The organism is Nocardia anaemiae NBRC 100462 (genome assembly GCF_001612725.1).
Taxonomy (GTDB): Bacteria; Actinomycetota; Actinomycetes; order Mycobacteriales; family Mycobacteriaceae; genus Nocardia; species Nocardia anaemiae.
In genome coordinates, this window is sequence record NZ_BDAZ01000054.1 from 58,368 (window position 1) to 81,100 (window position 22,733).

A 22,733-nucleotide genomic window follows, 5' to 3' on the forward strand; every position below is an offset into this window, starting at 1 on the left:
GTTGATGCTGTCGGCTGATGATGTTGTCACCTTTTACCGAGCACCAACGGCAAGATGGACCGATCGGTCGCTTACGCCCTTCCGCGTGAACGCCGACTACGACCACCCGCGCGCACCTGCACGGCAACGCGGAACGCGAAACCACCGCCCACCCGCGAGCGCTCATGGTCCCTAACTCCGCTGCAACGGACATGGCGTTGCCTCAGGGCAAGCCAGATCTCGTAGTGGTGACGTCACGGGTTGATGCTGCCCCGACACCGACGCTCAACCCGGGAGGTGCCGCAAAGGCTCGAGCACGTCGCATAGCGAGTGACTACGTCGCACACGGTAGACGTTGTGCAACGTAGTCAAAGCTTGTGCGGGAGCCGCCCGGCCCCACTCTTCACGTTGCGCGGTTCGGTTCTGCCGCAGGTGTTCGACCAGCCGCGGAAGCGGTTTGTCGAAGTCCCACTCCGGCGCAGGCGGCGGGTGGGCGAGCCCGCAACTACAGGTCGGACGCTGCCCTGGCCATCTTGCCCGCCAGGGCGTCCAGGCCGAGCATCGCGAGCAGAGACTCGCAGTCAGCCGCGTCCTCGGCGTGGCTGGCGACCGTCCGGGCGGCTATCGCGCACTGTCGCGCATTTTCGGCCTTTTCCGCGGCCCGGGCTTCAGCGAACTCGCTCTGCTCGGAGATAAGGGTGATATGTCGTGCCGATGGCATAAGACTCCTTGGGTTGTCCGCAGCCTACGCGTCTTTACCGATCTGTGATAGTGCAACCGCCAGCATTCGATGAACCCGTCGGTGAAGTGCGAATGAGTCACAATGCTCGCCGTCGTCGATATCCAGCAGCGGGGCAACAGCGACCGAGATGGCACCGACGGCGGCCACGAACGGATATCCATGGCGAAGATCCGAAGACGCTCAGGTCAGCAGGTCTCGGACCACGCCGTCGGCGAGTAGGCGGCCACGGTCGGTGAGGATCAGGCGGTCGCCCGAGCGAACTGCCAGGCCGTCGGCGATGATTCGGGTGGCGGCGGCGGATTCCGTTGGGGCCAATTCGTTCAGGGGCAGACCGGTGCGCAGGCGGACGGTGAGCATGACGCGTTCGGTGTGTTGCTCGTCGGCGGTGAGGATTTCCCAGCCCGCGGCCGGAAGACCGCCGCGCGCGACGGTATCCGCATAGCGCGCAGGGTGTTTGACGTTCCACCACCGGACACCGCCGACGTGGCTGTGCGCACCGGGGCCTGCGCCGAGCCAGTCACCGCCGTCCCAGTAGCCGAGGTTGTGCCGACAGCGCGCGGAATCGCCTGCGGCCCAATTGGATACCTCATACCAGGTGAGGCCCGCGGCGCCGAGGCGTGCGTCGATGCGTTCGTAGCGGGCGGCCAGCACATCGTCGTCGGGGGCGGGGAGTTCGCCACGGCGAACCCGACGGGCCAGTGCGGTGCCGTCCTCGACGATGAGGGAGTAGGCCGATACGTGATCGACGCCCGCGCTCAGCACCGCGTCCAGGCTCGCGTCCAGGTCGCTGTCGCGTTCGCCGGGGGTGCCGTAGATCAGATCGAGATTCACATGCTCGAATCCGGCAGCGCGAGCCTCTTTTGCGGCGGCCACCGCCCGGCCCGGCGTATGGGTGCGATCCAACACCTTCAGCACATGCTGGGCCGCGGATTGCATGCCGAGCGAGACCCGGGTGAACCCGGCCGCGCGGATCCGTTCGAAGAATTGCGGCGAGGTCGACTCCGGATTGGATTCGGTGGTCACCTCGGCATCGACCGCGAAGGTGAAGTTCGCGCGCACCGAGTCCAGCACATCCGCCAAGCCGTCACCGCCGAGCAGGGACGGCGTGCCACCGCCGACGAAGATCGTCGCCACCTCGGGCGTGGCGGTCGGCAGCGCAGCGAACCGTTCGGCCGCAGTCGCCAATTCCCCGCGCAGCGCCTCGAGCCAGGACTGCGGTGACGCCGAGGTGCCCAGCTCACCGGCGGTATAGGTGTTGAAATCGCAGTACCCGCAGCGGGTGGCACAGAACGGAACGTGAATGTAGATCCCGAACGGCCCGTCGCCGAAGTCGCGCAGCACGAGGGCAGGCGTCTCGGTTTCGATCGGGGCGGCGGCGGAACTCACCACTCCAGTGTGACCGCCACTGTCCCGCACCCTGTCACCAGGCACCCGCTGCGCGGCGGATATCAGTCGGCGACCATGGTGTTCTGGTTGGCGGTGAGCAGCCAGCGGCCGTCCTCCTTGGCCATGACGTACATCGGCGAGCCTTGTCCGGTCAGCTGACCGTCGCCGTCGAAGTACCGCTGGACCACCTTGACCGCGGCGACGTCCGGCCGGATGAACAGCACATGCTCGACCTCGTAGGTCGCCGTGCCGTCCCGCATCGCGCCCGGCAGCACCTGGGCGGTGAACTCGGCGATGGCGGCGCGGCCGAACAGTCGCTTGCCGCCTGCGGTCGTCCAGATGGCGTCCTCGCGGAACAGGCCGACGAATTCGTCCACGAGCTCGTTCTGCTGGGAGTGCTGGACGGTGGCGACGACCGCGCGGATGGCGTCGAGTTCGGTATCGGTACTCATGCCACCGAGCTTGCAACCTCGACCTAGCTCGAGGTCAATCCGAGTGTTTCGCGTCACGGATGACGATCTGGACGAATCACACGACGCATTCAGGCCGCCAACTATGACAGCCATCACAATCGAACCGCATAGTCCAGGGAATTTCCCTCGATTTCGCGGGAAATATGGCCGGGCGGTCGGAAGGGCCACGCTGACGTGGCACAATAGGCCGCATGCGCGGATCTGGAGTACGACTTGTGGCACGTCGCCACGTCGACTACAAGCGCGTCTGCAGCGCCTGCTGTCTGCCCGGTTCGCACCGGTAGCTCAGCGGCGCGCATTCCCGGGATCGCCCGGTAATTCCCGATTTCGACGGACATCGGCCCGCTGACACCGCAGGCGTGAGTTCAGCCCCTCACGCCTTCAGCACGGATGTACCCCCACCCAGCAGGAGCGACCCCATGACGTCGAGCACCGACGCCGGTCCAACGGATCAGCCCGGTTCCGGGCCGCACGCGCGCCCGCAGCGCCCGGCCTCCGAACGACGCGTCCGCCCGGACCGTCCCAGGACCGAGGCACCGACGGGCCCGCGAGTCCGCACCGGTAAGCCGGTGCGCCGCAAGGCCGAGGGCCAGTGGGCGCTCGGCTACCGCGAGCCGCTGAACCCGAACGAGCAGTCCAAGAAGGACGACAACCCGCTCAATGTCCGGGCCCGGATCGAGAACATCTATTCCAAGCAGGGCTTCGACAGCATCGACAAGGGCGATCTGCGCGGCCGGTTCCGCTGGTGGGGTCTCTACACCCAGCGCGAACAGGGCTATGACGGCACCTGGACCGGTGACGAGAACATCGACATTCTCGAGGCCAGGTACTTCATGATGCGCATCCGCTGCGATGGCGGCGCATTGAACGTCGCGCAGCTGAAGACCCTCGGCGGGATCTCCACCGAATTCGCCCGCGACACCGCCGACCTGTCCGACCGCGAGAACGTCCAGTACCACTGGATCGAGGTCGAGAACGTCCCCGAGATCTGGAAGCGGATCGAAGGCGTCGGCCTGAAGACCACCGAGGCATGCGGCGACTGCCCGCGTGTGGTGCTCGGTTCGCCGCTGGCCGGTGAATCGCTGACCGAGATCATCGACCCGACGCCCGCGATCGACGAGATCGTGCGCCGCTACATCGGCAAGAAGGAGTACTCCAACCTGCCGCGCAAGTTCAAGACCGCGATCTCGGGCCAGCAGGATGTGGTGCACGAGATCAACGATGTCGCGTTCGTCGGGGTGAATCACCCCGAGCACGGCCCGGGTCTGGATCTGTGGGTCGGCGGCGGTCTGTCGACGAATCCGATGCTGGCCCAGCGCGTCGGCGCGTGGGTGCCGCTGGATGAGGTCCCCGATGTGTGGGAGGCCGTCGTCTCGCTGTTCCGCGATTACGGCTACCGCCGCCTGCGCACCAAGGCCCGGCTGAAGTTCCTGATCAAGGACTGGGGCATCGAGAAGTTCCGTCAGGTGCTCGAGGACGAGTACCTGAAGCGCAAGCTGATCGACGGTCCCGCGCCGGAGCAGCCGAAGAAGCCGATCGATCACGTCGGCGTGCAGAAGCTGCGCAACGGGCTCAACGCGATCGGCTTCTCCCCCATCGCGGGCCGGGTTTCGGGCACCGTGCTCACCAAGGTCGCCGAGGCGGCGGAGAAGTACGGCTCGGACCGGATCCGGTTCACCCCGTATCAGAAGCTGATCGTTCTGGACATCGCCGACGATAAAGTCGACGCGCTGATCGACGAGCTGGAACCCCTTGGGCTGCAGGCACGTCCGTCGCTGTGGCGCCGGAATCTGATGGCCTGCTCCGGAATCGAATTCTGCAAGCTCTCCTTCGCCGAGACCCGCAAGCGGTCCCAGGCGCTGGTGCCCGAGCTGGAGGAGCGGCTCGCGGATCTCAATGCGCAGCTCGATGTTCCGGTGACCATCAATATCAACGGCTGCCCGAACTCCTGCGCGCGTGCGCAGGTCGCCGATATCGGTTTCAAGGGTCAGCTGATCGATGACGGCGTCGGGAATCATGTCGAGGGTTTCCAGGTTCATCTCGGTGGCAGCCTCGGCTTCGACAGCGCCTTCGGTCGCAAACTGCGTCAGCACAAGGTGACCACCAATGAACTCGGTGACTACATCGAACGGGTGGTGCGCAACTTCATCAAGCACCGCGAGGACGGCGAACGGTTCGCTCAGTGGGCGGTTCGTGCCGACGAGGCCGACCTTCGGTAAATGGGAGAACTAGCGTGACAACGGATCAAGTACAGGCGGACCTGCCCGCGAAGCTGTCGGAAGACGAGTTGCGGGCGATCGCCGAAAAGGGCGCGGCCGAACTCGGGCCACACGCCTCGGCACTGGATCTGCTCCAGTGGACCGAGGACACCTTCGGCGCCGGCTACATCGTCGCCTCGAATATGCAGGACGGTGTGCTGGTTCACCTTGCCGCCCAAGTGCATTCGGGCGTGGACGTGCTGTTCCTGGATACCGGTTACCACTTCGCCGAGACCATCGGCACCCGCGACGCGGTGGAAGCCGTATACGGCGTGAATGTGATCAATGTGCGGCCGGAAAATACTGTGGCCGAACAGGATCGGCTGCTCGGCAAGGATTTGTTCGCGCGCGATGCCGGTGAATGCTGCCGGTTGCGCAAGGTTGTGCCGCTGAAGCGCTCGCTCGGTGGTTACAACGCCTGGGTCACCGGCATCCGCCGCGTGGAGGCCCCGACCCGGGCCAACGCCCCGCTCATCTCGTTCGACGAGGCGTTCGGACTGGTGAAGATCAACCCGATCGCCGCCTGGTCCGACGACGAGATGCAGGCTTATATCGAACAGCACGGCATCCTCGTCAATCCCCTGGTGGAAGAGGGATATCCGTCGATCGGCTGCGCTCCGTGCACACGGAAGCCGGAGCCGGGTTCCGATCCGCGAAGCGGCCGCTGGGCCGGCCTCGCCAAGACCGAATGCGGGTTGCACACAGCATGACCGAGTCAGGGCCCGGAGGAGGCAGCCTGCGTAACCACGTAGGGCCCCTCGGGCATGCGAAAGAGGACACAGCATGACCGAAACCATCAGCGCACGTTCCTTCGGCATCACCGATTTCGACACCCTCGCGGCGTTGGAGTCGGAATCGATCCACATCTTCCGTGAGGTGGCGGGCGAATTCGAACGGCCGGTGATCCTGTTCTCCGGCGGTAAGGATTCCACGGTGCTGCTGCATCTGGCGCTCAAGGCCTTCTGGCCCGCGCCGCTGCCGTTCGCGCTGTTGCACGTAGACACCGGGCACAACCTGCCCGAGGTGCTCGAATTCCGCGACAAGGTGGTCGACAAGTACGGCCTGCGACTGCATGTCGCGAAGGTCGAGGACTACCTGGCCGACGGCCGACTCACCGAGCGGCCGGACGGTATCCGCAATCCGCTACAGACGGTTCCCTTGCTGGACGCCATCACCGAGCACCGCTTCGACGCGGTCTTCGGCGGCGGCCGCCGCGATGAAGAGCGCTCGCGCGCCAAGGAGCGAATCTTCTCGCTGCGCAACGCCTTCGGACAATGGGATCCGAAGCGGCAGCGGCCCGAGCTGTGGAATCTGTACAACGGCAAGCACGCTCCCGGCGAGCACGTCCGAGTCTTCCCGCTGAGCAACTGGACCGAACTCGATATCTGGCGCTACATCGCGCGCGAGGACATCGATCTGGCGAGCATCTACTACTCGCACGAGCGTCCGGTGTATCAGCGCGACGGCATGTGGATGACGCCGGGCGTCTGGGGCGGCCCACGCGAGGGCGAGGTGCTCGAGACCCGTTCGGTGCGCTACCGCACCGTCGGCGACGGGTCCTCCACCGGCGCGATTCTTTCCGACGCGGCCGATAACGAGGCGATTCTCGCCGAGGTGGCCGCGTCCCGTTTGACCGAGCGCGGTGCGACTCGTGGTGACGACCGAGTGTCGGAGGCCGCGATGGAAGACCGCAAACGAGAGGGATATTTCTGATATGTCCGACCTATTGAGGCTGGCCACCGCCGGTTCTGTCGACGACGGTAAGTCCACCCTGGTCGGACGCCTGCTCTACGATACGAAATCCGTACTGGCCGACCAGATCGACGCCGTCACCCGGGCGTCGGTGGACAAAGGCCTTGCCACGCCGGATCTTTCGCTGCTCGTGGACGGGCTGCGCGCGGAACGCGAGCAGGGCATCACCATCGATGTCGCCTACCGCTACTTCGCAACGCCCAAGCGGTCTTTCGTGCTCGCGGATACGCCCGGGCACGTGCAGTACACCCGCAACACCGTCTCCGGCGCGTCCACCGCGCAGCTGGTGATCCTGCTTGTCGACGCGCGCAAGGGCGTCATCGAGCAGACTCGTCGGCATGCCGCAGTACTCGCACTGCTCGGCGTGCCGAAGCTGGTGCTCGCGGTGAACAAGATCGACCTGGTCGACGATCCGGCGACCGTATTCGCCGCGATCTCAGCCGAATTCAACACCCTCACCAGCACCCTCGGCTGGGCCGCCGAGGACGTGCTCGAGATTCCGGTCTCCGCACTGCACGGCGACAATATCGCCTCGCGCTCGGCGAACACCCCGTACTACGACGGCCCTTCGCTGATCGAGCACCTCGAATCGGTGCCGGTGGATGCCGATAGCTCGGGCGAGCATGCGATCGGCCTGCGTTTCCCGGTGCAGTACGTGATCCGTCCGCGCACCGCCGAATACCCGGACTACCGCGGCTACGCGGGCCAGATCGCGGCGGGCTCGGTTTCACCAGGTGACGAAATCGTGGTGCTGCCCTCGGGAATTCGCTCAACCGTCGAGCGGGTCGATACCCCCGATGGCGAGCTCGCCGTCGCCCAGGTCGGTCGCAGTGTCACGCTGATCCTGGCCGACGATGTGGATATCTCGCGCGGTGACATCATCGCCTCCCCCACCGACGCGCCGGAGCCGATCGACTCCTTCGACGCGACCGTCTGCTGGCTCGGCGATAAGCCGCTGCGCCCCGGCGCGCGACTGCTGCTCAAGCACGGCACCCGCACCACGCAGGCGATCGTCGGCGCACTCGTCGAGCGGTTCGACGAGCAGAACCTGACCGCGCAGGCGAGCCCGGAATCGTTGGCGCTCAACGATATCGGCCGCATCTCGGTGCGCGTCGCCGAGCCGATCGCGGCCGACGACTATCGCGTCAACCGGCACACCGGCAGCTTCCTGCTCATCGATCCGGCGGGCGGCAATACTCTCGCCGCGGGACTGGTCGGTGACGTGCTGACCGCGGTCGAGGTCGGAGTCTGAGGTGAATTCGCCCGGCGGTATCGGCTCGGTGGCGCGGCTGCCGGGCGGGTCCATGTGGGCGGAATTGGAGCGCTTGTCGGACCGCGGACGCGGACCGAGCAGACCGATGTTCGGGCCGCTTCGGGTCACACCGATCGGCGGGTATGCGGAACCCGGACCGGCGCTCATCGCGGTGGCGCACGGCAGTCGGGATCCGCGCTCGGCCGCGACGATGTCGGCCGTGGTCGCCGATATCGCCGCCGCCCGGCCGGATATCGATGTGCGGCTCGCATTTCTCGATCTGAATGCGCCATCGGTCGAGCAGGTCGTGGATGCTGTTGCCGCGCAAGGACATACGCATGCGGTTGTGACTCCGCTGCTGCTGGGCAGCGCTTTTCACGCGCGAGTCGATCTACCCGGATTACTCGCCGCCGCCCGCACCGCCCACCCGCAGCTCACGCTGACCCAAGCCGATGTACTCGGTCCGGACCCGCGACTCATCACCACGCTGCGCGACCGCACCCTGGCCGCACTGGGAGATAGCGCTCGGCCACAGGGTGGCGAACCACTCGACGGGCAGGCGATCGGAGTCGTCGTGGCGGCGGTCGGGGCGGCAGCGGTGGCAGCGAATGCCCGGACCGGCGAGGTCGCTCGACAGCTCGCCGGTATGACCGGCTGGCATACCGAGATATGTTTCGCGACCACGGAACCTTCTGTCGCCCAGGCAATTTCACGTCTGCACGCCAGAGGTGCCGAGCGGGTACTGGTGGCGCCGTGGTTCCTCGCACCGGGCCTGCTCACCGATCGCCTGGTGGCCGCCGCGCCAGATGTGGTGCACACGCAAGTCATCGGACCGGATACGGCATTGACCGAAATCGTTTGGGACCGTTACGACACCGCGCTCACGGATGCTCTGAGCCTGTCTGCCTGACTCAGTCGACATAGACGACGATGGCCGTCGCGTTATCGTTTCCCCCCGCGCGATCGGCGGCAGCCAAAAGCCGGACGACAACGGCCTGCGGATCAACGCCACGGCTCAACCAGTTCCGGAGATCGTCGTAGGCGACCTGCTCGGAGACGCCGTCGGTGCAGAGCAGGTACCGATCGCCGGGTCGCATCGTCACGCTCAGCACATCCGGTTCCGGCCCGTCCCCGTGCCCGATGTAACGGGTCAGCTGATACCGCGCCGCGGCTGCCTGCGGCGAATCGAACGGATACCAGCCGTGCACCGCACCGAGCCACGCCATCGTATGGTCGGTCGTCAGCAGTTCGAGCAGCCCGGCACGCAGCCGATACATCCGGGAGTCGCCGATCTGCACGAGCCAGCAGCCCTGCGGCGCGGCGACCATGGCGGTCAGTGTGCATCCGGCCAACGTTCGCAATTCCTGGCCGATCAGACTCACCCGAGCATGCGCCGCCGCCACCGCGGCACGCAGCGTGTCCGGCCCGAGTTCCACCGCATCCGCGACGTGGTCGACGAAGATATCGACCGCGGTCCGCCCCGCCGCCGCACTCCCCGGTCCATCTCCCATGCCATCGGCCACCACCGCGAGCAGCGGCCGCTCACGGAGATAGGTGACATCGAAATTCGCCACATAGCGCCTGCCGATATCGCTGCCCACCGCAACGTCGACCATGGGATTGCGCACTCGCGAATTCTGGCATACGGGCGCCATTGCGCGGAGCGCCCTGAGGGACGGGCTGGACGCGCACCCTGTTCGCTCGGCCGAAGACGCGGTGCGGATGCTCAGCGCGGGGTGATCGAGTCCAGATCCGCTGCCGCAGCCCCCGAAGCGATGCGCCTATCGATAGTCGCCAGGACGAACTCCGCCCAGCGAATGTTCTCCTGCTCGAAGGAGATTCCGCGCAGCAAGGTGAGGTAGGGACCGATGCGCTCGGCCTCGACCAGGTACGCCTGCTCGCTGCGCCCGTCGAGCAGGCGGGCGCGCAGCCGTTCGTAGCGGGCCAGTTTCGCCTCGGACCATTCCAGCTTCTCGGCCATCCCAGCGCGCACGTTCGGCGCATCGTCGGTGTCCATGCCCTGCACCTTGACCATCAATTCGTCACGGACGGCGGTCGGCTTGGCGGGCTCGGCGATGAACGCGCGCAGCGCGGCTCGACCGGCCGCGGTGATGGCGTGCAGGCGCTTGTTCGGGCGGCGCTCCTGGTGCACGACCCGGGTCTCGATGAGGCCGTCGGCGGCCATCCGCTCGAGTTCCTTGTACAGCTGCTGGGGAGTGGCCATCCAGAAGTTGGCCACCGAGGCGTCGAAGCCCTTGGCCAGGTCATAGCCGGACGCCTCCCCTTCCAGCAGAGCGGCAAGCACCGCATCACGTAACGCCATCGCCCCAGGCTATCACTATGAAAATTCTTGTCTAATCAACTCTGGACATGAGGTGCGCCACACGGATACTGTTCGGGCTTGATAGACAAATAATTGACTATGAAAGGTGGAGCGATGCACCCCTTCCGCGCAGCCGTGGAGGCACGTGACGAGGCCGCCATCGAGGCACTGCTGGCCGACGACGTGGTGTTCACCAGTCCGGTCGCGTTCAAACCGTATCCGGGCAAGGCCATCACCGCGGCCATCCTGCGCGCCGTCATCCGCGTCTTCGAGGACTTCCGCTACGTGCGCGAGATAGCCGACGCGAACGGTCGCGACCACGCCTTCGTCTTCGAGGCCACTGTCGACGGCAAGCAGCTCACCGGCTGCGACTTCCTGCATTTCGACGAGCACGGCAAGATCGACGACTTCATGGTGATGGTGCGTCCGCTATCGGCCGCGCAGGCATTGTCCACGCGGATGGGTGAGCAGTTCGAGCGGATCAAGGCCGAGGCCACCGAGCAAATCCGGCGTGAGGCGGCGCAGGCGTGAATGATTACGACGCCATCGTCATCGGCGCGGGCAACGCCGGACTGACGGCCGCGGCCACCTTGCAGCGCGCGGGTGCGCGAACGCTATTGCTGGAGCGGCACAATGTGCCGGGCGGCTGCGGAACCTCCTTCCGCCGTGGACGTTTCGAATTCGAGGTCGCGCTGCACCAACTCTCCGGTGTGGGCGTCGAGGGTCAGCCGATGTCGTTGCGGGAGGGGCTTTTCCAGCAGCTCGGTATCGCCGACAAGCTGGAATTCGTCCAGGAGCACGACCTGTACCGCGCGGTGATTCCCGGCCAACTCGACCTCACGCTGCCCGCCGACTGGGATGCCGCGATCGACGCCATCGAAGCCGAGTTCCCCGGCAACCGCGACCGCACCGCGAAGTTCTTCGAACTGCTCAAAAAGGTGACGTTCTGGCAGATCGCCGCCATGCGCGGGATGCCGGTCGAGCAGATCGACCCGGTGCTGTTCGAATACGGACTCCGGCCACTGAAGGCGGTGCTCGACGAGTACTTCGACGACGACCGGATCAAGGTGGCGCTCGGCATGTACTGGACCTATCTCGGACAGCCGCCGTCGAAGCTGCGGTTCCAGGATCTGGCGCTGACCTTGTTCGCCTATTTCGAATTCAAGCCATGGCACCTGCGCGGCGGCTCGCAAGCCATGTCCACCGCCATCCTCGACGCCTTCCTACAGGCGGGCGGCGACGTGCGGTTCAACATCGCGGTCGAGGCAATTCTCACCGATGCAGGCCAGGTGTCGGGCGTCCGACTCGATGACGGCACCGAAGTCACCGCGTCCGATGTTGTTTCCAATGCCGCGCTGCCGATCACCTACGGAATGCTCGAAGGCATCGATCTGCCCGCCGTGGTGCGAGATGACCTGGGCACCAGGCGAATCGGCGTCTCGGGTTTCGTACTGCACATGGGCCTGGACGCCACCCCTGCCGAACTCGGATTCACCACCAGCACCACGTTCGTCAATATGGACACCGACGACGACCGCACCTACGACGCGTGGCGATCCTTCCAGCCCGCGCGCGGAATATGCGTCAGTTCTTACGATGTCGCGCCCATCGGGTTCGCGCCCACCGGCGCCACCCATGTCAGCCTGATGACCCTGCAGTACGGCGATATCTGGCGCAATGTCGCGCCCTCGGAATACGCGCGCGCCAAGTTCGCCTATGCCGAAACGCTGCTGGACCTGTGCGAGACCGTCACCCCCGGTATCCGCGACGCCATCGAAGAAGTCGATGTCGCAACACCATTGACGATGATGCGCTACCTCGGTCACCCCGGCGGCACGATCTACGGCTACGACCAGGACGCCACCGAGAACTGGCTGTTCCGCAACAGCGAACGCGAAACCCACATTCCCGGACTGCATCTGGCCGGTTCCTGGGCAGGCATCGGCGGATTCCAACCCACCCTCGAAGCGGGTGCGCGCGTGGCCCGCCGCCTGCTACGCGCCAAGGCCGCCTGAACGGAGCACATCATGAAACACCCCCTCGCGGAAAGATTCGACGGCGCGGCGCAGATCCTCGCCGACATCGATTCCCGCATCCCCGACACCCGCGACCATCCCGGCGAAACCCGCGCCACTATCGACGCGTACCACCCTCGGCGACTGCGGCTGATCGTCACCGAGATCATCGAGGAGACCGCGACCACCAAAACCTTCCGGCTCGAGGGCGTCGACCAGCTCGAACTGCCACCCTTCCTAGCGGGTCAATACGTCAACGTCTTCGTCGACGGCACCAGCCGCCCCTACGCCATCTCGTCGAGCCCGGCCACGCTCGACCACTACGACCTGACCGTGCGGCGAGTCCCACGCGGACGCATCAGCAATCTGCTCATCGACACGGTGCAGGTCGGGAATGTGCTCACTACCACAGGGCCGATGGGCACGTTCCACCACAACCCGCTGTTCCATGGCGACGACCTGGTATTCCTCGCCGGTGGGTCTGGTGTCGCCCCGGCGATGAGTATGATCCGCGACATCGTCGATCGCGAGCTGGACCGCACCTTCCATCTCGTCTACGGCTCCCGCTCCGCCGACGACATCATCTTCCGCACCGAACTCGCCGCACTCGCCGCCCGCAACCCCGGTGTCGTCATCGATCACGTCATCACCGAACCCGACGCCGACTGGACCGGACCCACCGGATTCCTCACCGCTGACACCATCCGCACTCTGACCGGCGAACTCGACAGCCGTATGGTCTACGTCTGCGGCCCGCAGGCGCTCTATCCGTACGCGCTCGGCCAACTTCGCGCACTCGGTCAGCCGCGCAAGCGAATTCGCTTCGAAGCCAACGGAGCACCTAATGACCCTGCCGCTCAACCGCATTGGCCCGCCGACGTGAATCCTGGCGAGGAGGTCACCGTGACTGTCGGCGACACCACCTTCCGCACACCGCGGAACCGCCCATTGCTGGATGCGTTGGAGGACAATGGCATTCGGCCCGAGGCGGCATGCCGATCCGGCGAATGCAGCCTGTGCCGGGTACGGGTCGTCAAGGGTGAGGTGCACACCGCCGAGGAGGCGAAACTGCGGCTGTCCGACGAGCAGTTCGGCTACACCCACTCCTGCGTGGCCTACCCGATCAGCGATGTGGAGATCGACATCTGAACAGCGGCGTCAGCCCGGCCGATCACCGCCGGACTCGGCACCGACAGCGCATTGAGCACTGCCGCCGGTTCGGCGTCAGCCCGCGCGAGATCGGCCGGTCGTGACATCAGGCGGTGTCCGGCAGCGCTTCGATCGGCGGCAACGGCCGCTGGCAGATCTCGCGCGCCTCGTCCGCCGGAATGCCGAACATGCGCAGCAGATCCTCGGTGACCTCGTCCGCGGCCGCGGCATCGTCGCGTTCCGGATTGTCGTGCAGGAGCTGACCGAGGCATAGCGAGGCACCGGCGACGATGGTCATGGCCAGCTCCACATCGCGGACCTGGAACCGGCCCGCGCGAACGGCCTCCTCGATATCCCGGCGCGCCCGGGGAGCGAGGCCCTTGGTAGAACTGACCAGCGCCAGACCGTGATTGAGCAGCACCTTGCTCAACGTGGGATTTCTGCGGTGCAGACGACCGGTCAACCGGAAGCTCTGCGCGAAGATATGCGCGGGATCGTCCATGCCCTCGGTCAGCACGTCGAGGGTCGCGCCGTGCAGGTCGAGCGCCTCCTCGATCGCGGCGTGGAACAGATCCTCGCGACTGTGGAAGTGGTTGTAGAACGATCCCATCCCGACATCGGCGGCCTGGGTGATCTCCAGGATCGGCACATTCGGTTTCCCGGCGGCGAGGAAGGACTGGGCCGCGCTGACCAGCGCCGCCCGGGTACGGGCTTTGCGCCGCTCCAAGCGATTGGGTTCGGTCCCGGTTTGCTCGCTCATCACCTCTCCCTGGTCCATCCGGCCATCCTAACCTGTCGGGTCAGTAATGACGAATTCCTCAGATCTGCTTGACTGACCATACCTTCGTAAGTGACGATATGTTCACTTGTTCGAAGGGAGAGGCCGATGATCGACCAGCATGATCCGCATGCGGGTCTGCACAGCGAGTTCGGCGCCGCGGCGGGTGAGCATCCGGGGCGGGCCCGGAATCCGATCATCAAGGTGCATGACCTGGCGTGGCTGGAATTCGAGAAACCCGATCTGGCCGCCGCCGAAATCTTCGCTTTCGCTTTCGGTTTCACGACCGTGCTGCGCACCGCCGACGAATTGCAATTGCGTGGCACCGACCCCGGTGCACCGTGTGTGGTCATCCGCCGGGGCAACCGGTCGAGGTTCATCGGGCCCGCATTCCAGGCCGCGGCCGCCACGGATCTGCTCCGGCTCGCGCAGGCCACCGGGGTAAAGCCGGTACCGCTGCCGGAGAGCATCGGCGGCTCAGCCGTCGAACTGCCCGATCCGAGCGGATTGCGGATGCGGGTGGTCGCCGACACGCATGTGCTCGCCGCCCTGCCCGCCCAGCAGCCGCACACCTTCAATTTCGGCCACGAATCGCCACGCACCAACCTGACCCAACGCCCGCCGCGCGAACCAGCCAAGGTGCAGCGGCTCGGGCATGTGGTGATGCAGACGACCCGTTATCGGGAGACGCTCGACTGGTATCTGAAATACCTGGGCATGATCGTCAGTGATTTCCATTATTACTCGGGACAACGCGAGCGCGGCCCGGTCATGAGCTTCATCCGGTGCGACCGCGGCCGCACCCCTACCGACCACCACACACTCGCGCTGACGCTGGGTCCGGTCAACCGGTACTTGCACTCCGCCTACCAAGTCGCCGACCTCGATGCCATGGCCGCGGGCGGTGAGTATCTGCTCGACCACGGTTACCAGCGGTCCTGGGGCATCGGCAGGCACGTCCAAGGCAGCCAGATCTTCGACTACTGGCGCGACCCGGACGGGTTCATGGTCGAGCACTTCAGCGATGGCGACATGTTCGACTGCACGCTCGAGCCCGGCTGGGCACCGATGACCGCATCCGGTCTGGCCCAATGGGGACCACCCGCCACCAAGGACTTCCTCGGCCTCAAACCCGGTCGGGAATCGGTTCGCGAACTGCGCGGCATATTCGACGCGCTCCGTGCGGACAACGAATTCGATCTACACCGCCTGCGCGGCCTACTGAAAGTTGCCAAATCATGAATATTTCCGTTCTTCGAACCGCCGACACCTGGTGGGTGTCGACACCGGCGGGGGCCGCGCGAGTGGATACCACCGCGACCACCACCGGTCAGTTGCTCGCCGACCGGCAGGCGCTGGCGGCGGCCGCGGCGAGTACCGAGGTCGTCCCCGTCGAAGGCCTCGCGCTGGTGTCACCGGTGACCGCACCGTGCCGAGTGGTCGCGCAGATGACGAATTTCGCGTCGCACGTGCGGGATTCGGGCGGCGATCCGGAAACCGTGCCGCTGACCTTCTTCCGCAAATCCTCCGGTTCGATCAGCGGCCCGCTCGACGATGTCATCCGGCCCGCGCATGTGCGGCTGCTGGATTACGAGGTGGAGATCGGTCTGGTCTTCGGTAAGGCGATGCCGGTCGGAACCGCGATCACCGCTGACAATATCGGTGAGTATGTGGCGGGACTCGTTGTGACCAACGATGTTTCGGCACGCGATGTGCAGTTGCCGAAAACCCAGTTCTACGAGGCGAAGTCGTATCCTACCTTCACGCCGGTCGGCCCGGCGTTGGTGCTGTTGGACGCCGATGAGCTGAAGCGGTTCACCGATCTGCGCTTGCGGCTGCTGGTCAATGGTGAAGTGCGCCAGGATATGACGGTCGCCGATATGATCTACGGCCCGGTCGAGACGCTGCAGGCGCTGACCCGATTCCAGCGGGTCGACGCGGGCGATCTCCTGCTCACCGGCACTCCCATCGGCACCGCGATCAGTGCCCCGCCGAAGCCGGTCGAGATCATCGGCTCGCTGCTCCCGGCGGCCACGAAGTGGAAGCTGTTCTTCAAGGGACAGGCAAAGAACCCGAAGTATCTGCGCGACGGCGACGTCATCGAGGCCACCGTGGCCACCGATGACGGCGCGATCGATCTGGGTCGCCAGCGCACGGTTGTGCGGTACGCGCGGTGAACATGACGACAACGGATCTGCTGTGGCCGCGCTACTCCGGCCCCGGCGACCTGGCCGAGATCGAATCCGTACCGCTGGCCGAACGCGGCCTGCCCGAATCGACCTACGCACTGCTGGTCCGGGCCGCCGAACTCTGGCCAGGCCGAAACGCGCTCACCGTACTGCCGGAGGCGGCTCGTTGGCGAGAACCATTGCAGCGCAGCTACTCCGAGCTACTCGCCGACGTGCGCCGTTATGCGAATCTGCTGCACCGGCTGGATATCCGACGCGGCGACGCGGTCGCACTGATGTCGCCCAACTGCGCGGAGCTGATTCCCGCGACGCTCGCCGCGCAGCTGGCCGGTATCGCCGCACCCATCAACGGCGCGATGTCCGGTCGGCATATCGCCGAGCTGCTACGGCGCTCCGGTGCCCGGGTGCTGATCGCGGCCGGGCCCGAACTCGCCACCGACACCTGGGAATCCGCGCTCGCGCTGGCACATGACGGCCTGCTCGACGCCGTCCTCGTGCTGCGCCCGACCAGCGCCGCCGAGCCACACCCGCTGCCGGTGATCGAGGGGGTACGCATCGGCTATCTGGATGAGCTTGCCGCCGAGGAAGATTCGACCGAATTCATCGGACAGCTCCCGGCCTCCGACGACCTGGCCGCGCTGTTCCACACCGGCGGCACCACCGGCGTGCCGAAACTGGCCGCGCACACCCACTCCGGCGAGATCGCCAATGCGTGGATGATCGCCGCCAATTCCCTGCTCGACGCGGATGCGACAATCTTCGCCGCGCTCCCACTGTTCCATGTCAATGCCCTGGTCGTGACGCTGCTCGCGCCGCTGTTCAAGGGCCAGCCGGTGGTGTGGGCCGGACCGCTCGGCTATCGCGATGTCGCGCTGTACGGCGAATTCTGGAAGATCGTGGCGCACTACGGCATTGCCGCTATGAGCGCGGTCCCGACCGTATATGCCGTGCTGGCGCAATGCCCGGTCGACGCCGATATCAGCAGCCTGCGCTATGCGATGGTCGGCGCGTCACCACTGCCGTCGGCGGTGCGGACGAACTTCCAGACGCACACCGGTGTCACCTTGGTCGAAGGCTATGGACTCACCGAGGCGACCTGCGCGACCGCCCGCAGCTATCCCGACCTGCCGCGACCGGGTGCGGTCGGGCAGCGGATGCCCTACCAGCAGGTGCGCGTGGTACGGGCGGGCGACAGGGAACCGCTGGCCGACGGTGCGATCGGAGTGCTGGAGATCAGTGGCCCAACGGTTTTCGCCGGTTATGTGACCGGTCGTGATGAGCACGGCCACGTTCTCGACGGGCTCGGCAGCACGGTCGACGGCTGGCTCGATACCGGCGACCTGGCACATATCGATGCGGATGGTTTCATCCATCTGCACGGTCGCGCCAAGGATCTCATCATCCGTGGCGGGCACAATATCGACCCGGCGCTGATCGAGGACGCGCTGCTGTCACATCCGCAGGTAACCGCGGCCGGTGCCGTCGGACGACCCGATGTCCATGCCGGTGAAGTGCCCGTCGCCTATGTCACGCTCGCGGCCGATGCCGATAGCACCGAATCGGAATTGCTTGCCTGGGCGAGCGAGCGGGTGCCCGAACGGGCGGCGGTGCCGAAATCCGTCGTGGTCCTGGATGCTTTGCCGGTTACCGATGTCGGCAAGCCGTACAAGCTCGGTCTGCGCGCCGACGCGACTCGACGTGAACTGCGGGACGCACTCGAGCAGGTCGCCGGGGTGCGGGCCGTCACGGCGGCAGTAGAAGACGGGGCGATAGTCGCGACTGTCGAAGTGGACCCCGCCGCCGAAGGGGCCGCCGGAGCGATACTCGGCCGGTATGCCATCCGCTGGAAAGTCATAGTCCGGCAATGACACTCGTGATTGGAGCGCACCGATGAAGTCGGTTCCGGTGGTCGTCGTCGGTGCGGGCCCCACGGGCCTCACCGCGGCGACATTACTGGCCGAATACGGCATCGAAACCCTGGTGCTGGAACGCTGGGACGGCATATACCCGCAGCCGCGGGCGGTCCATCTCGACGGCGAAATCCGTCGGATCCTGGCACGTCTCGGGGTCGGCGACGACTTCGACGCGATCTCGCGTCCAGCGCTCGGCCTGCGATTGATCGATCCGCATATGCGCGTACTCGCCCAATTCGACCGCGATCCGGCGGGCGGCGCCAACGGCTACCCGGAAGCGAACCTGTTCGACCAGCCGGAACTCGAGGCAATCCTGCGCGCCAATGTGCGGCGGTATCCGGGCATCACCCTCCGCGGCAATGCCGAGGTCGTCGCCGTTTTTCCGGAAAATGATTGCGTGCGAGTCGATTTCACCGATCGCAGCACCGGCGCCGCCGAGTCGGTCTCGGCCGGATATGTGCTCGGCTGCGACGGTGCCAACAGTGTGGTTCGCTCCGCGATCGGGGCCAGGCTGCGCGATCTGAACTTCGCGCAGCGCTGGCTCGTCGTCGATGTGGACACCGCTGCCGACTTCGGGGAATGGGAAGGGGTGCACCAGGTTTGCGATCCGGTTCGTGCCGCGACCTATATGCGGATCGGAGCGACTCGCTACCGCTGGGAATTCCGACTCCGTCCCGGTGAAACGGCGACGGATTACGGCGATTTGACGAGCCTGCGCGCACTGATCGCGCCGTGGATCGGCAACACCCCGTCCGAGGAGCTGCGGCTCGTGCGCGTCGCCGAATACACCTTTCGCGCAGAGCTCGCCGACCGCTGGCGTCGGGGCCGAATCTTCCTGCTCGGCGACGCCGCCCACCTGACCCCACCGTTCATCGGCCAGGGCATGGGCGCTGGACTTCGGGATGCGACCAACCTCGCCTGGAAGCTCGCGGGCGTCCTCACCGGGGGACTGCCAGCGAGTGTGCTCGACACCTACGAAATCGAACGAAAACCGCACGCGCACGCCATGATCCGGCTCGCCAAGTTCACCGGACGGGCCATGACCGACGGCGGTGAATTCGGAAATCTGCTGCGCCGCCTGGTTGTGCCACGGTTGCACCGGCTGCCCGGCTTCGCCGAGTTGGTCACCAACGGACAGACACCGCCGCTGCATCGATCTGAACTTGTTGTGGCGCATCGCCTTTACCGAGGTCGCGCGGGCAAGCTGGTCCCGAACGCGCTTATCGACGGCCGTCGCGTCGACGACATCGTGGCGGGTCGCTTCGCGATCATCACCGCCGTCCAACCGACATCGGCGCAACGCCGCGCGATCGAACAGCACGGCGGTGTCGTCGTTATCGCCCGGAACGACCTGCGACGTTGGCTCGGGCGTGGACGCGGTGCCCTCGTCCGTCCCGACGGCACAGTGCTGCGAACCAGCCGTCAGCTGTCCGACCTCATCGCCGACTTGCCGCGATTCAAGGCACCCGCTCCCGATCACGCTCGCCGAGTCGCGAAACCGACGCGTTAAGCTGTTGTGCTGCAGTGGATCTCAGCTCAGCAGTGCGTTCACAATGGTGCGCGCGGTTGCCACACCACGATCATCACCCATCTGCCGGGCGGTATTGGCCGCGCTGATCACCGCGTCGAATTCGAAAGCCATGGCATCGGCGTCGCGGGTGGTGAGATCGCCCGCTTCCTGAGCGTGCCGGATCTGCTTGGCCAGGAAGTCGAGCCATTCACGGTGATCCTCGGCGATGGCATCACGGACTGGGCCGGGCTTGCTGTCGAATTCGGCGATGGTGGCCACCCGGAAGCAGCCGCCCGGAAATGTCGGTTCGGTGATGTGGTCGAACCAGCGATCCATGATGGCGCGCAGCCGCGATAGGCCGCGCGGTTCGGTCAGGCTGGGCGCGATCACTCGCTCGACAAAGGCCTCACGGGCCACCTTTACCGCTGCGACCTGCAGTGCTTCCTTGGTGCCGAACAGGGTGGCTATGCCGCTTTTGCTGATGCCGAGATCGGTCGCGAGACGGCCGATGCTCAAACCCGTCAGCCCTTCGATGGAGGCGACGTCGGCGGCATGTCTGGCAATCGAGGCTCGGGAGCGAGCGCCTTTGGCGAGGCGCTGATCGGTGTCCTGCGCGGTGGTTGTCGACTGTGCCATGTCGCCATTCTTCCACCTTCGGCTTGCAAATACGAACGTACGGTCGTACTTTTATTGCACGAACGGTCGTACGTTTAGATTTCGCCTCACCGAAGGATCTCCCCCATGACTCAAGTGTCCGCGCGGACCGATAGTCCGCCGACCTCGAAGGCCGCCGTGCGCACGCTCGTCATCGCCTGTGGCGCAGCGTTCATCGCCTTCCTGGACCTGTCGGTCGTCAATATCGCCTTTCCCTCGATCGCCCGCGACTTTCCCGGCACCGCGACGACCACGCTGACCTGGGTGGTAAGCGGATATGCCATCGCCTTCGCGGCACTGCTCACCCCGGCGGGCCGGTTCGCCGACGCGCTCGGACGACGCAGGTTGTTCCTGGTCGCACTGGCCGGTTTCGCCGTGACATCGCTGCTGTGCGGACTCGCGCCCACCGCGGGTTGGCTCATTGCCGGACGCCTGCTGCAAGGGGCGACGGCCGCGCTGATGGTGCCGTCCGCGCTCGGACTCGTCCTCGCCGTCACGCCGCGGGAAAAGATCGGCGCGGCCATCGGAGCCTGGTCCGCCGCGGGTGGCTTCGCGGCAGTGGTCGGTCCGGCGATCGGCGGCGCGCTGGTCGAGACCTTCGGCTGGCGGGCGGTATTCGTCATCAATATCCCGGTGGCGATCGTGCTGATCGCGCCCGGCCTGCGCATTCCGGTACCCGACACCCGCCAACCCGGCAGTGCGCTGCCCGACCCGATCGGCACCATCGCCATTGCCCTCGGACTCGGCGGCGTGGTCGCCGGTGTCACCGAGGGGCAGCGGTGGGGCTGGACCGCACCCGGCACGCTCGCTGTTTTCGGCGTCGGCGCACTGCTGATCCTGGCCGCCCTGATTCGCTCCGCGCGCCACCACAATCCGGCCATCGCGGTCGAGTTGTGGCAGAGCAGGCCCTATGCGCTGGCCAATGCCGCCTCGTTCGTCTTCGGCGCGACCATGTTCGCCTGGCTGCTCGCCGGACCGCTGTTCCTCGATGCGATCTGGGAGTACTCGGTGCTCGGTTCGGCCGCCGCATTGACGGTGGGCGCGGTGTCCTCGATGGTGACCGCGACTATTGCCGGTCGCGTCACGGCGCCGAGCACCCGGCGCTGGCTCGGTGTCCTCGGGGCACTGATGTATACCGGCACGAATGTATGGATGAGCACCGATGTCTTCGGGACGACACCGGCTCTGTGGTCGGCGTGGGTTCCGGCCGGACTGTTCGGTGGTGGCGGTGTCGGGATCGTCGTGACGGTGCTCGGTACCGCGGCCGCGAGTTCGCTTCCGCCGCAACGCTTCGCGGCCGGAATCGGCATGAATCTGACCGCCAGGCAGGTGGGCGGTGCGCTCGGTGTCGCGGTGCTTGCCGCGGTATTCGCCGCCAATGCCGATGATGCGCTGGCTGCCTTCCACACGCTGTTCGCTGTTTGCGCGGGCATCGGCATCGCGTCCGCATTGGTAATCGCGATTCCGGCGCGCATTCCCGCTGAGAGTTAGGAATTACCTTGACACACAATGATATTCGCACCGAAGCCAACGATCCGATGCTGCTGTCGAGTACCGCCGCAGCCGAGTTGCTCGCCGACGCGCCATGGCAGCGCTACGCGGTACTCGGCGATTCCATCGCCCAGGGCGTCGGCGATCCGAGTCCCGGATACCACACCGCCGGATGGGCGGATCGCGTCGCCGCGGTGTTGACCGCGGCGAATCCCGCTCTCGCATATCTGAATACCGGCCGGATCGGCGCGACATCCGCACATGTCCGCGCCGACCAGCTGCCGCGGGTGCTCGAATTCGCACCGGATTTGGTGCATATCAGCTGCGGCGGAAACGATCTGTTCACTCCCGGCGGGAATCTCGACGAGTTGCGCGCGAATCTCGACGCGATCTTCGGCGCGCTGGCCCGCAGCGGGGCACAGGTGAGCACCTTCACCCTCGCGGACGTGTGGGAGGTGGAACGGATGGCGGCGATGCGCCCGATGCGGGAACGGATGGCGGCGCTCAACGACATCACCCGCGAACTGGCCGCACATTACGACGCGGTGCTCGTTGAGCTTTGGGACCATCCTCTGCGGCTGCGACCGGATCTGATGAGTGCCGATCTCATCCACTTCACCATGAGCGGGCATGCGGTGGTGGCCACCGAAATGGTGCGCGCACTGCACGGGCGGCTCCCCGCACCCACGCACTGATCGAAACCTGCACCTGGCCGCGTCCGAGCTGATCTGATCGGACGCGGCTCGGCGGTCTTTCCCTCGACGTTTGCGACCGTCGAGACGACACCTTCTCGGCGTTTGCAACAGCCCTGTTCGGGGCTCGCAAACGCCGAATCCCCTGGTGAATGCGGGTCAGGGCAGCACCTGCGG

The 22,733-nt window shown here is 66.0% G+C and carries 22 protein-coding genes; 15 read left to right on the forward strand and 7 right to left on the reverse strand.

The window, feature by feature from the left end:
• Window positions 1-484 precede the first annotated feature (484 nt).
• The 3 genes from NA5_RS27955 to NA5_RS27965 all read right to left on the reverse strand — a co-directional run bounded on the left by NA5_RS27955 (window position 485) and on the right by NA5_RS27965 (window position 2,559).
• Window positions 485-700: a hypothetical protein gene (locus NA5_RS27955; RefSeq protein ID WP_062991281.1), complete on the reverse strand. Its 216-nt coding sequence runs from the start codon at window positions 698-700 to the stop codon at window positions 485-487.
• 201 nt (window positions 701-901) lie between these two features.
• Window positions 902-2,107, reverse strand: a complete 1,206-nt coding sequence (hemW, locus tag NA5_RS27960) for a radical SAM family heme chaperone HemW (RefSeq protein WP_371856464.1) — start codon at window positions 2,105-2,107, stop codon at window positions 902-904.
• Between the two features lie 62 nt (window positions 2,108-2,169).
• Entirely contained in the window at window positions 2,170-2,559 is a 390-nt protein-coding gene (locus NA5_RS27965) for an SgcJ/EcaC family oxidoreductase (RefSeq protein ID WP_062991283.1), read from the reverse strand.
• 212 nt (window positions 2,560-2,771) lie between these two features.
• Here NA5_RS27965 and NA5_RS43305 point away from each other — a divergent pair, with 212 nt between their 5' ends.
• The 6 genes from NA5_RS43305 (at window position 2,772) to NA5_RS27990 (ending at window position 8,752) form a co-directional block, all read left to right on the forward strand.
• Window positions 2,772-2,864 (forward strand): Ms4527A family Cys-rich leader peptide, encoded by a 93-nt coding sequence (locus NA5_RS43305; protein ID WP_357302009.1) that lies wholly within the window; start codon window positions 2,772-2,774, stop codon window positions 2,862-2,864.
• Window positions 2,865-2,999: 135 nt separating this feature from the next.
• Complete coding sequence (locus tag NA5_RS27970) at window positions 3,000-4,799, forward strand: nitrite/sulfite reductase (RefSeq protein WP_084484472.1); 1,800 nt, start codon at window positions 3,000-3,002, stop codon at window positions 4,797-4,799.
• Window positions 4,800-4,813: 14 nt separating this feature from the next.
• On the forward strand, window positions 4,814-5,548 hold the full coding sequence (locus NA5_RS27975) for a phosphoadenylyl-sulfate reductase (RefSeq protein WP_174555281.1): 735 nt from the start codon (window positions 4,814-4,816) through the stop codon (window positions 5,546-5,548).
• Window positions 5,549-5,621: 73 nt separating this feature from the next.
• Window positions 5,622-6,551 (forward strand): sulfate adenylyltransferase subunit CysD, encoded by a 930-nt coding sequence (gene cysD, locus NA5_RS27980; RefSeq protein WP_062991285.1) that lies wholly within the window; start codon window positions 5,622-5,624, stop codon window positions 6,549-6,551.
• 1 nt (window position 6,552) lies between these two features.
• Window positions 6,553-7,842, forward strand: a complete 1,290-nt coding sequence (locus tag NA5_RS27985) for a sulfate adenylyltransferase subunit 1 (RefSeq protein WP_062991287.1) — start codon at window positions 6,553-6,555, stop codon at window positions 7,840-7,842.
• Between the two features lie 106 nt (window positions 7,843-7,948).
• The gene (locus NA5_RS27990; protein ID WP_062991372.1) at window positions 7,949-8,752 is read left to right on the forward strand and encodes a sirohydrochlorin chelatase; all 804 of its coding nucleotides are present in this window, start codon (window positions 7,949-7,951) and stop codon (window positions 8,750-8,752) included.
• 1 nt (window position 8,753) lies between these two features.
• Here NA5_RS27990 and NA5_RS27995 read toward each other — a convergent pair whose 3' ends face one another.
• Together NA5_RS27995 and NA5_RS28000 are read right to left on the reverse strand one after the other, a co-directional pair.
• On the reverse strand, window positions 8,754-9,470 hold the full coding sequence (locus NA5_RS27995) for a PP2C family protein-serine/threonine phosphatase (protein ID WP_218020171.1): 717 nt from the start codon (window positions 9,468-9,470) through the stop codon (window positions 8,754-8,756).
• Window positions 9,471-9,568: 98 nt separating this feature from the next.
• Window positions 9,569-10,165, reverse strand: a complete 597-nt coding sequence (locus NA5_RS28000; protein WP_062991291.1) for a PadR family transcriptional regulator — start codon at window positions 10,163-10,165, stop codon at window positions 9,569-9,571.
• A 114-nt stretch (window positions 10,166-10,279) separates the two neighbouring features.
• On the opposite strand from NA5_RS28000, the gene NA5_RS28005 reads away from it, so the two are divergent.
• The 3 genes from NA5_RS28005 to NA5_RS28015 are packed head-to-tail and all read left to right on the forward strand — an operon-like array spanning window position 10,280 to window position 13,329.
• Window positions 10,280-10,696 carry a nuclear transport factor 2 family protein gene (locus NA5_RS28005; protein WP_062991374.1) on the forward strand — a complete coding sequence of 139 codons (417 nt, stop codon included), beginning with the start codon at window positions 10,280-10,282 and terminating at the stop codon, window positions 10,694-10,696.
• Window positions 10,693-12,180 carry a phytoene desaturase family protein gene (locus tag NA5_RS28010; RefSeq protein WP_062991293.1) on the forward strand — a complete coding sequence of 496 codons (1,488 nt, stop codon included), beginning with the start codon at window positions 10,693-10,695 and terminating at the stop codon, window positions 12,178-12,180. The genes NA5_RS28005 and NA5_RS28010 overlap by 4 nt, the downstream gene beginning before the upstream one ends.
• A 12-nt stretch (window positions 12,181-12,192) precedes the next feature.
• Window positions 12,193-13,329 (forward strand): 2Fe-2S iron-sulfur cluster-binding protein, encoded by a 1,137-nt coding sequence (locus NA5_RS28015; RefSeq protein WP_062991295.1) that lies wholly within the window; start codon window positions 12,193-12,195, stop codon window positions 13,327-13,329.
• Window positions 13,330-13,435: 106 nt separating this feature from the next.
• On the opposite strand, the gene NA5_RS28020 is transcribed toward NA5_RS28015, so the two are convergent.
• Window positions 13,436-14,089 (reverse strand): TetR/AcrR family transcriptional regulator, encoded by a 654-nt coding sequence (locus NA5_RS28020; protein ID WP_062991376.1) that lies wholly within the window; start codon window positions 14,087-14,089, stop codon window positions 13,436-13,438.
• Window positions 14,090-14,215: 126 nt separating this feature from the next.
• Between NA5_RS28020 and NA5_RS28025 the strand changes: the two genes are divergently transcribed.
• The 4 genes from NA5_RS28025 to mhpA are packed head-to-tail and all read left to right on the forward strand — an operon-like array spanning window position 14,216 to window position 19,719.
• Complete coding sequence (locus NA5_RS28025; protein ID WP_062991298.1) at window positions 14,216-15,349, forward strand: VOC family protein; 1,134 nt, start codon at window positions 14,216-14,218, stop codon at window positions 15,347-15,349.
• Window positions 15,346-16,284 (forward strand): fumarylacetoacetate hydrolase family protein, encoded by a 939-nt coding sequence (locus NA5_RS28030; protein WP_062991300.1) that lies wholly within the window; start codon window positions 15,346-15,348, stop codon window positions 16,282-16,284. Before NA5_RS28025 ends, NA5_RS28030 begins: the two co-directional genes overlap by 4 nt.
• 2 nt (window positions 16,285-16,286) lie before the next feature.
• Entirely contained in the window at window positions 16,287-18,164 is a 1,878-nt protein-coding gene (locus tag NA5_RS28035; RefSeq protein ID WP_062991301.1) for an acyl-CoA synthetase, read from the forward strand.
• A gap of 22 nt (window positions 18,165-18,186) precedes the next feature.
• Complete coding sequence (gene mhpA, locus NA5_RS28040) at window positions 18,187-19,719, forward strand: bifunctional 3-(3-hydroxy-phenyl)propionate/3-hydroxycinnamic acid hydroxylase MhpA (RefSeq protein ID WP_062991302.1); 1,533 nt, start codon at window positions 18,187-18,189, stop codon at window positions 19,717-19,719.
• A 21-nt stretch (window positions 19,720-19,740) separates the two neighbouring features.
• Here mhpA and NA5_RS28045 read toward each other — a convergent pair whose 3' ends face one another.
• Window positions 19,741-20,355, reverse strand: coding sequence for a TetR/AcrR family transcriptional regulator (locus NA5_RS28045; protein ID WP_062991304.1), 615 nt, complete (start codon window positions 20,353-20,355; stop codon window positions 19,741-19,743).
• A gap of 105 nt (window positions 20,356-20,460) precedes the next feature.
• On the opposite strand from NA5_RS28045, the gene NA5_RS28050 reads away from it, so the two are divergent.
• Both NA5_RS28050 and NA5_RS28055 read left to right on the forward strand, forming a co-directional pair.
• A complete protein-coding gene (locus NA5_RS28050; protein WP_062991306.1) occupies window positions 20,461-21,864 on the forward strand; it encodes an MFS transporter in 1,404 nt (467 codons plus the stop codon).
• A gap of 8 nt (window positions 21,865-21,872) precedes the next feature.
• Complete coding sequence (locus tag NA5_RS28055; RefSeq protein ID WP_062991308.1) at window positions 21,873-22,559, forward strand: SGNH/GDSL hydrolase family protein; 687 nt, start codon at window positions 21,873-21,875, stop codon at window positions 22,557-22,559.
• Window positions 22,560-22,733: the final 174 nt, after the last annotated feature.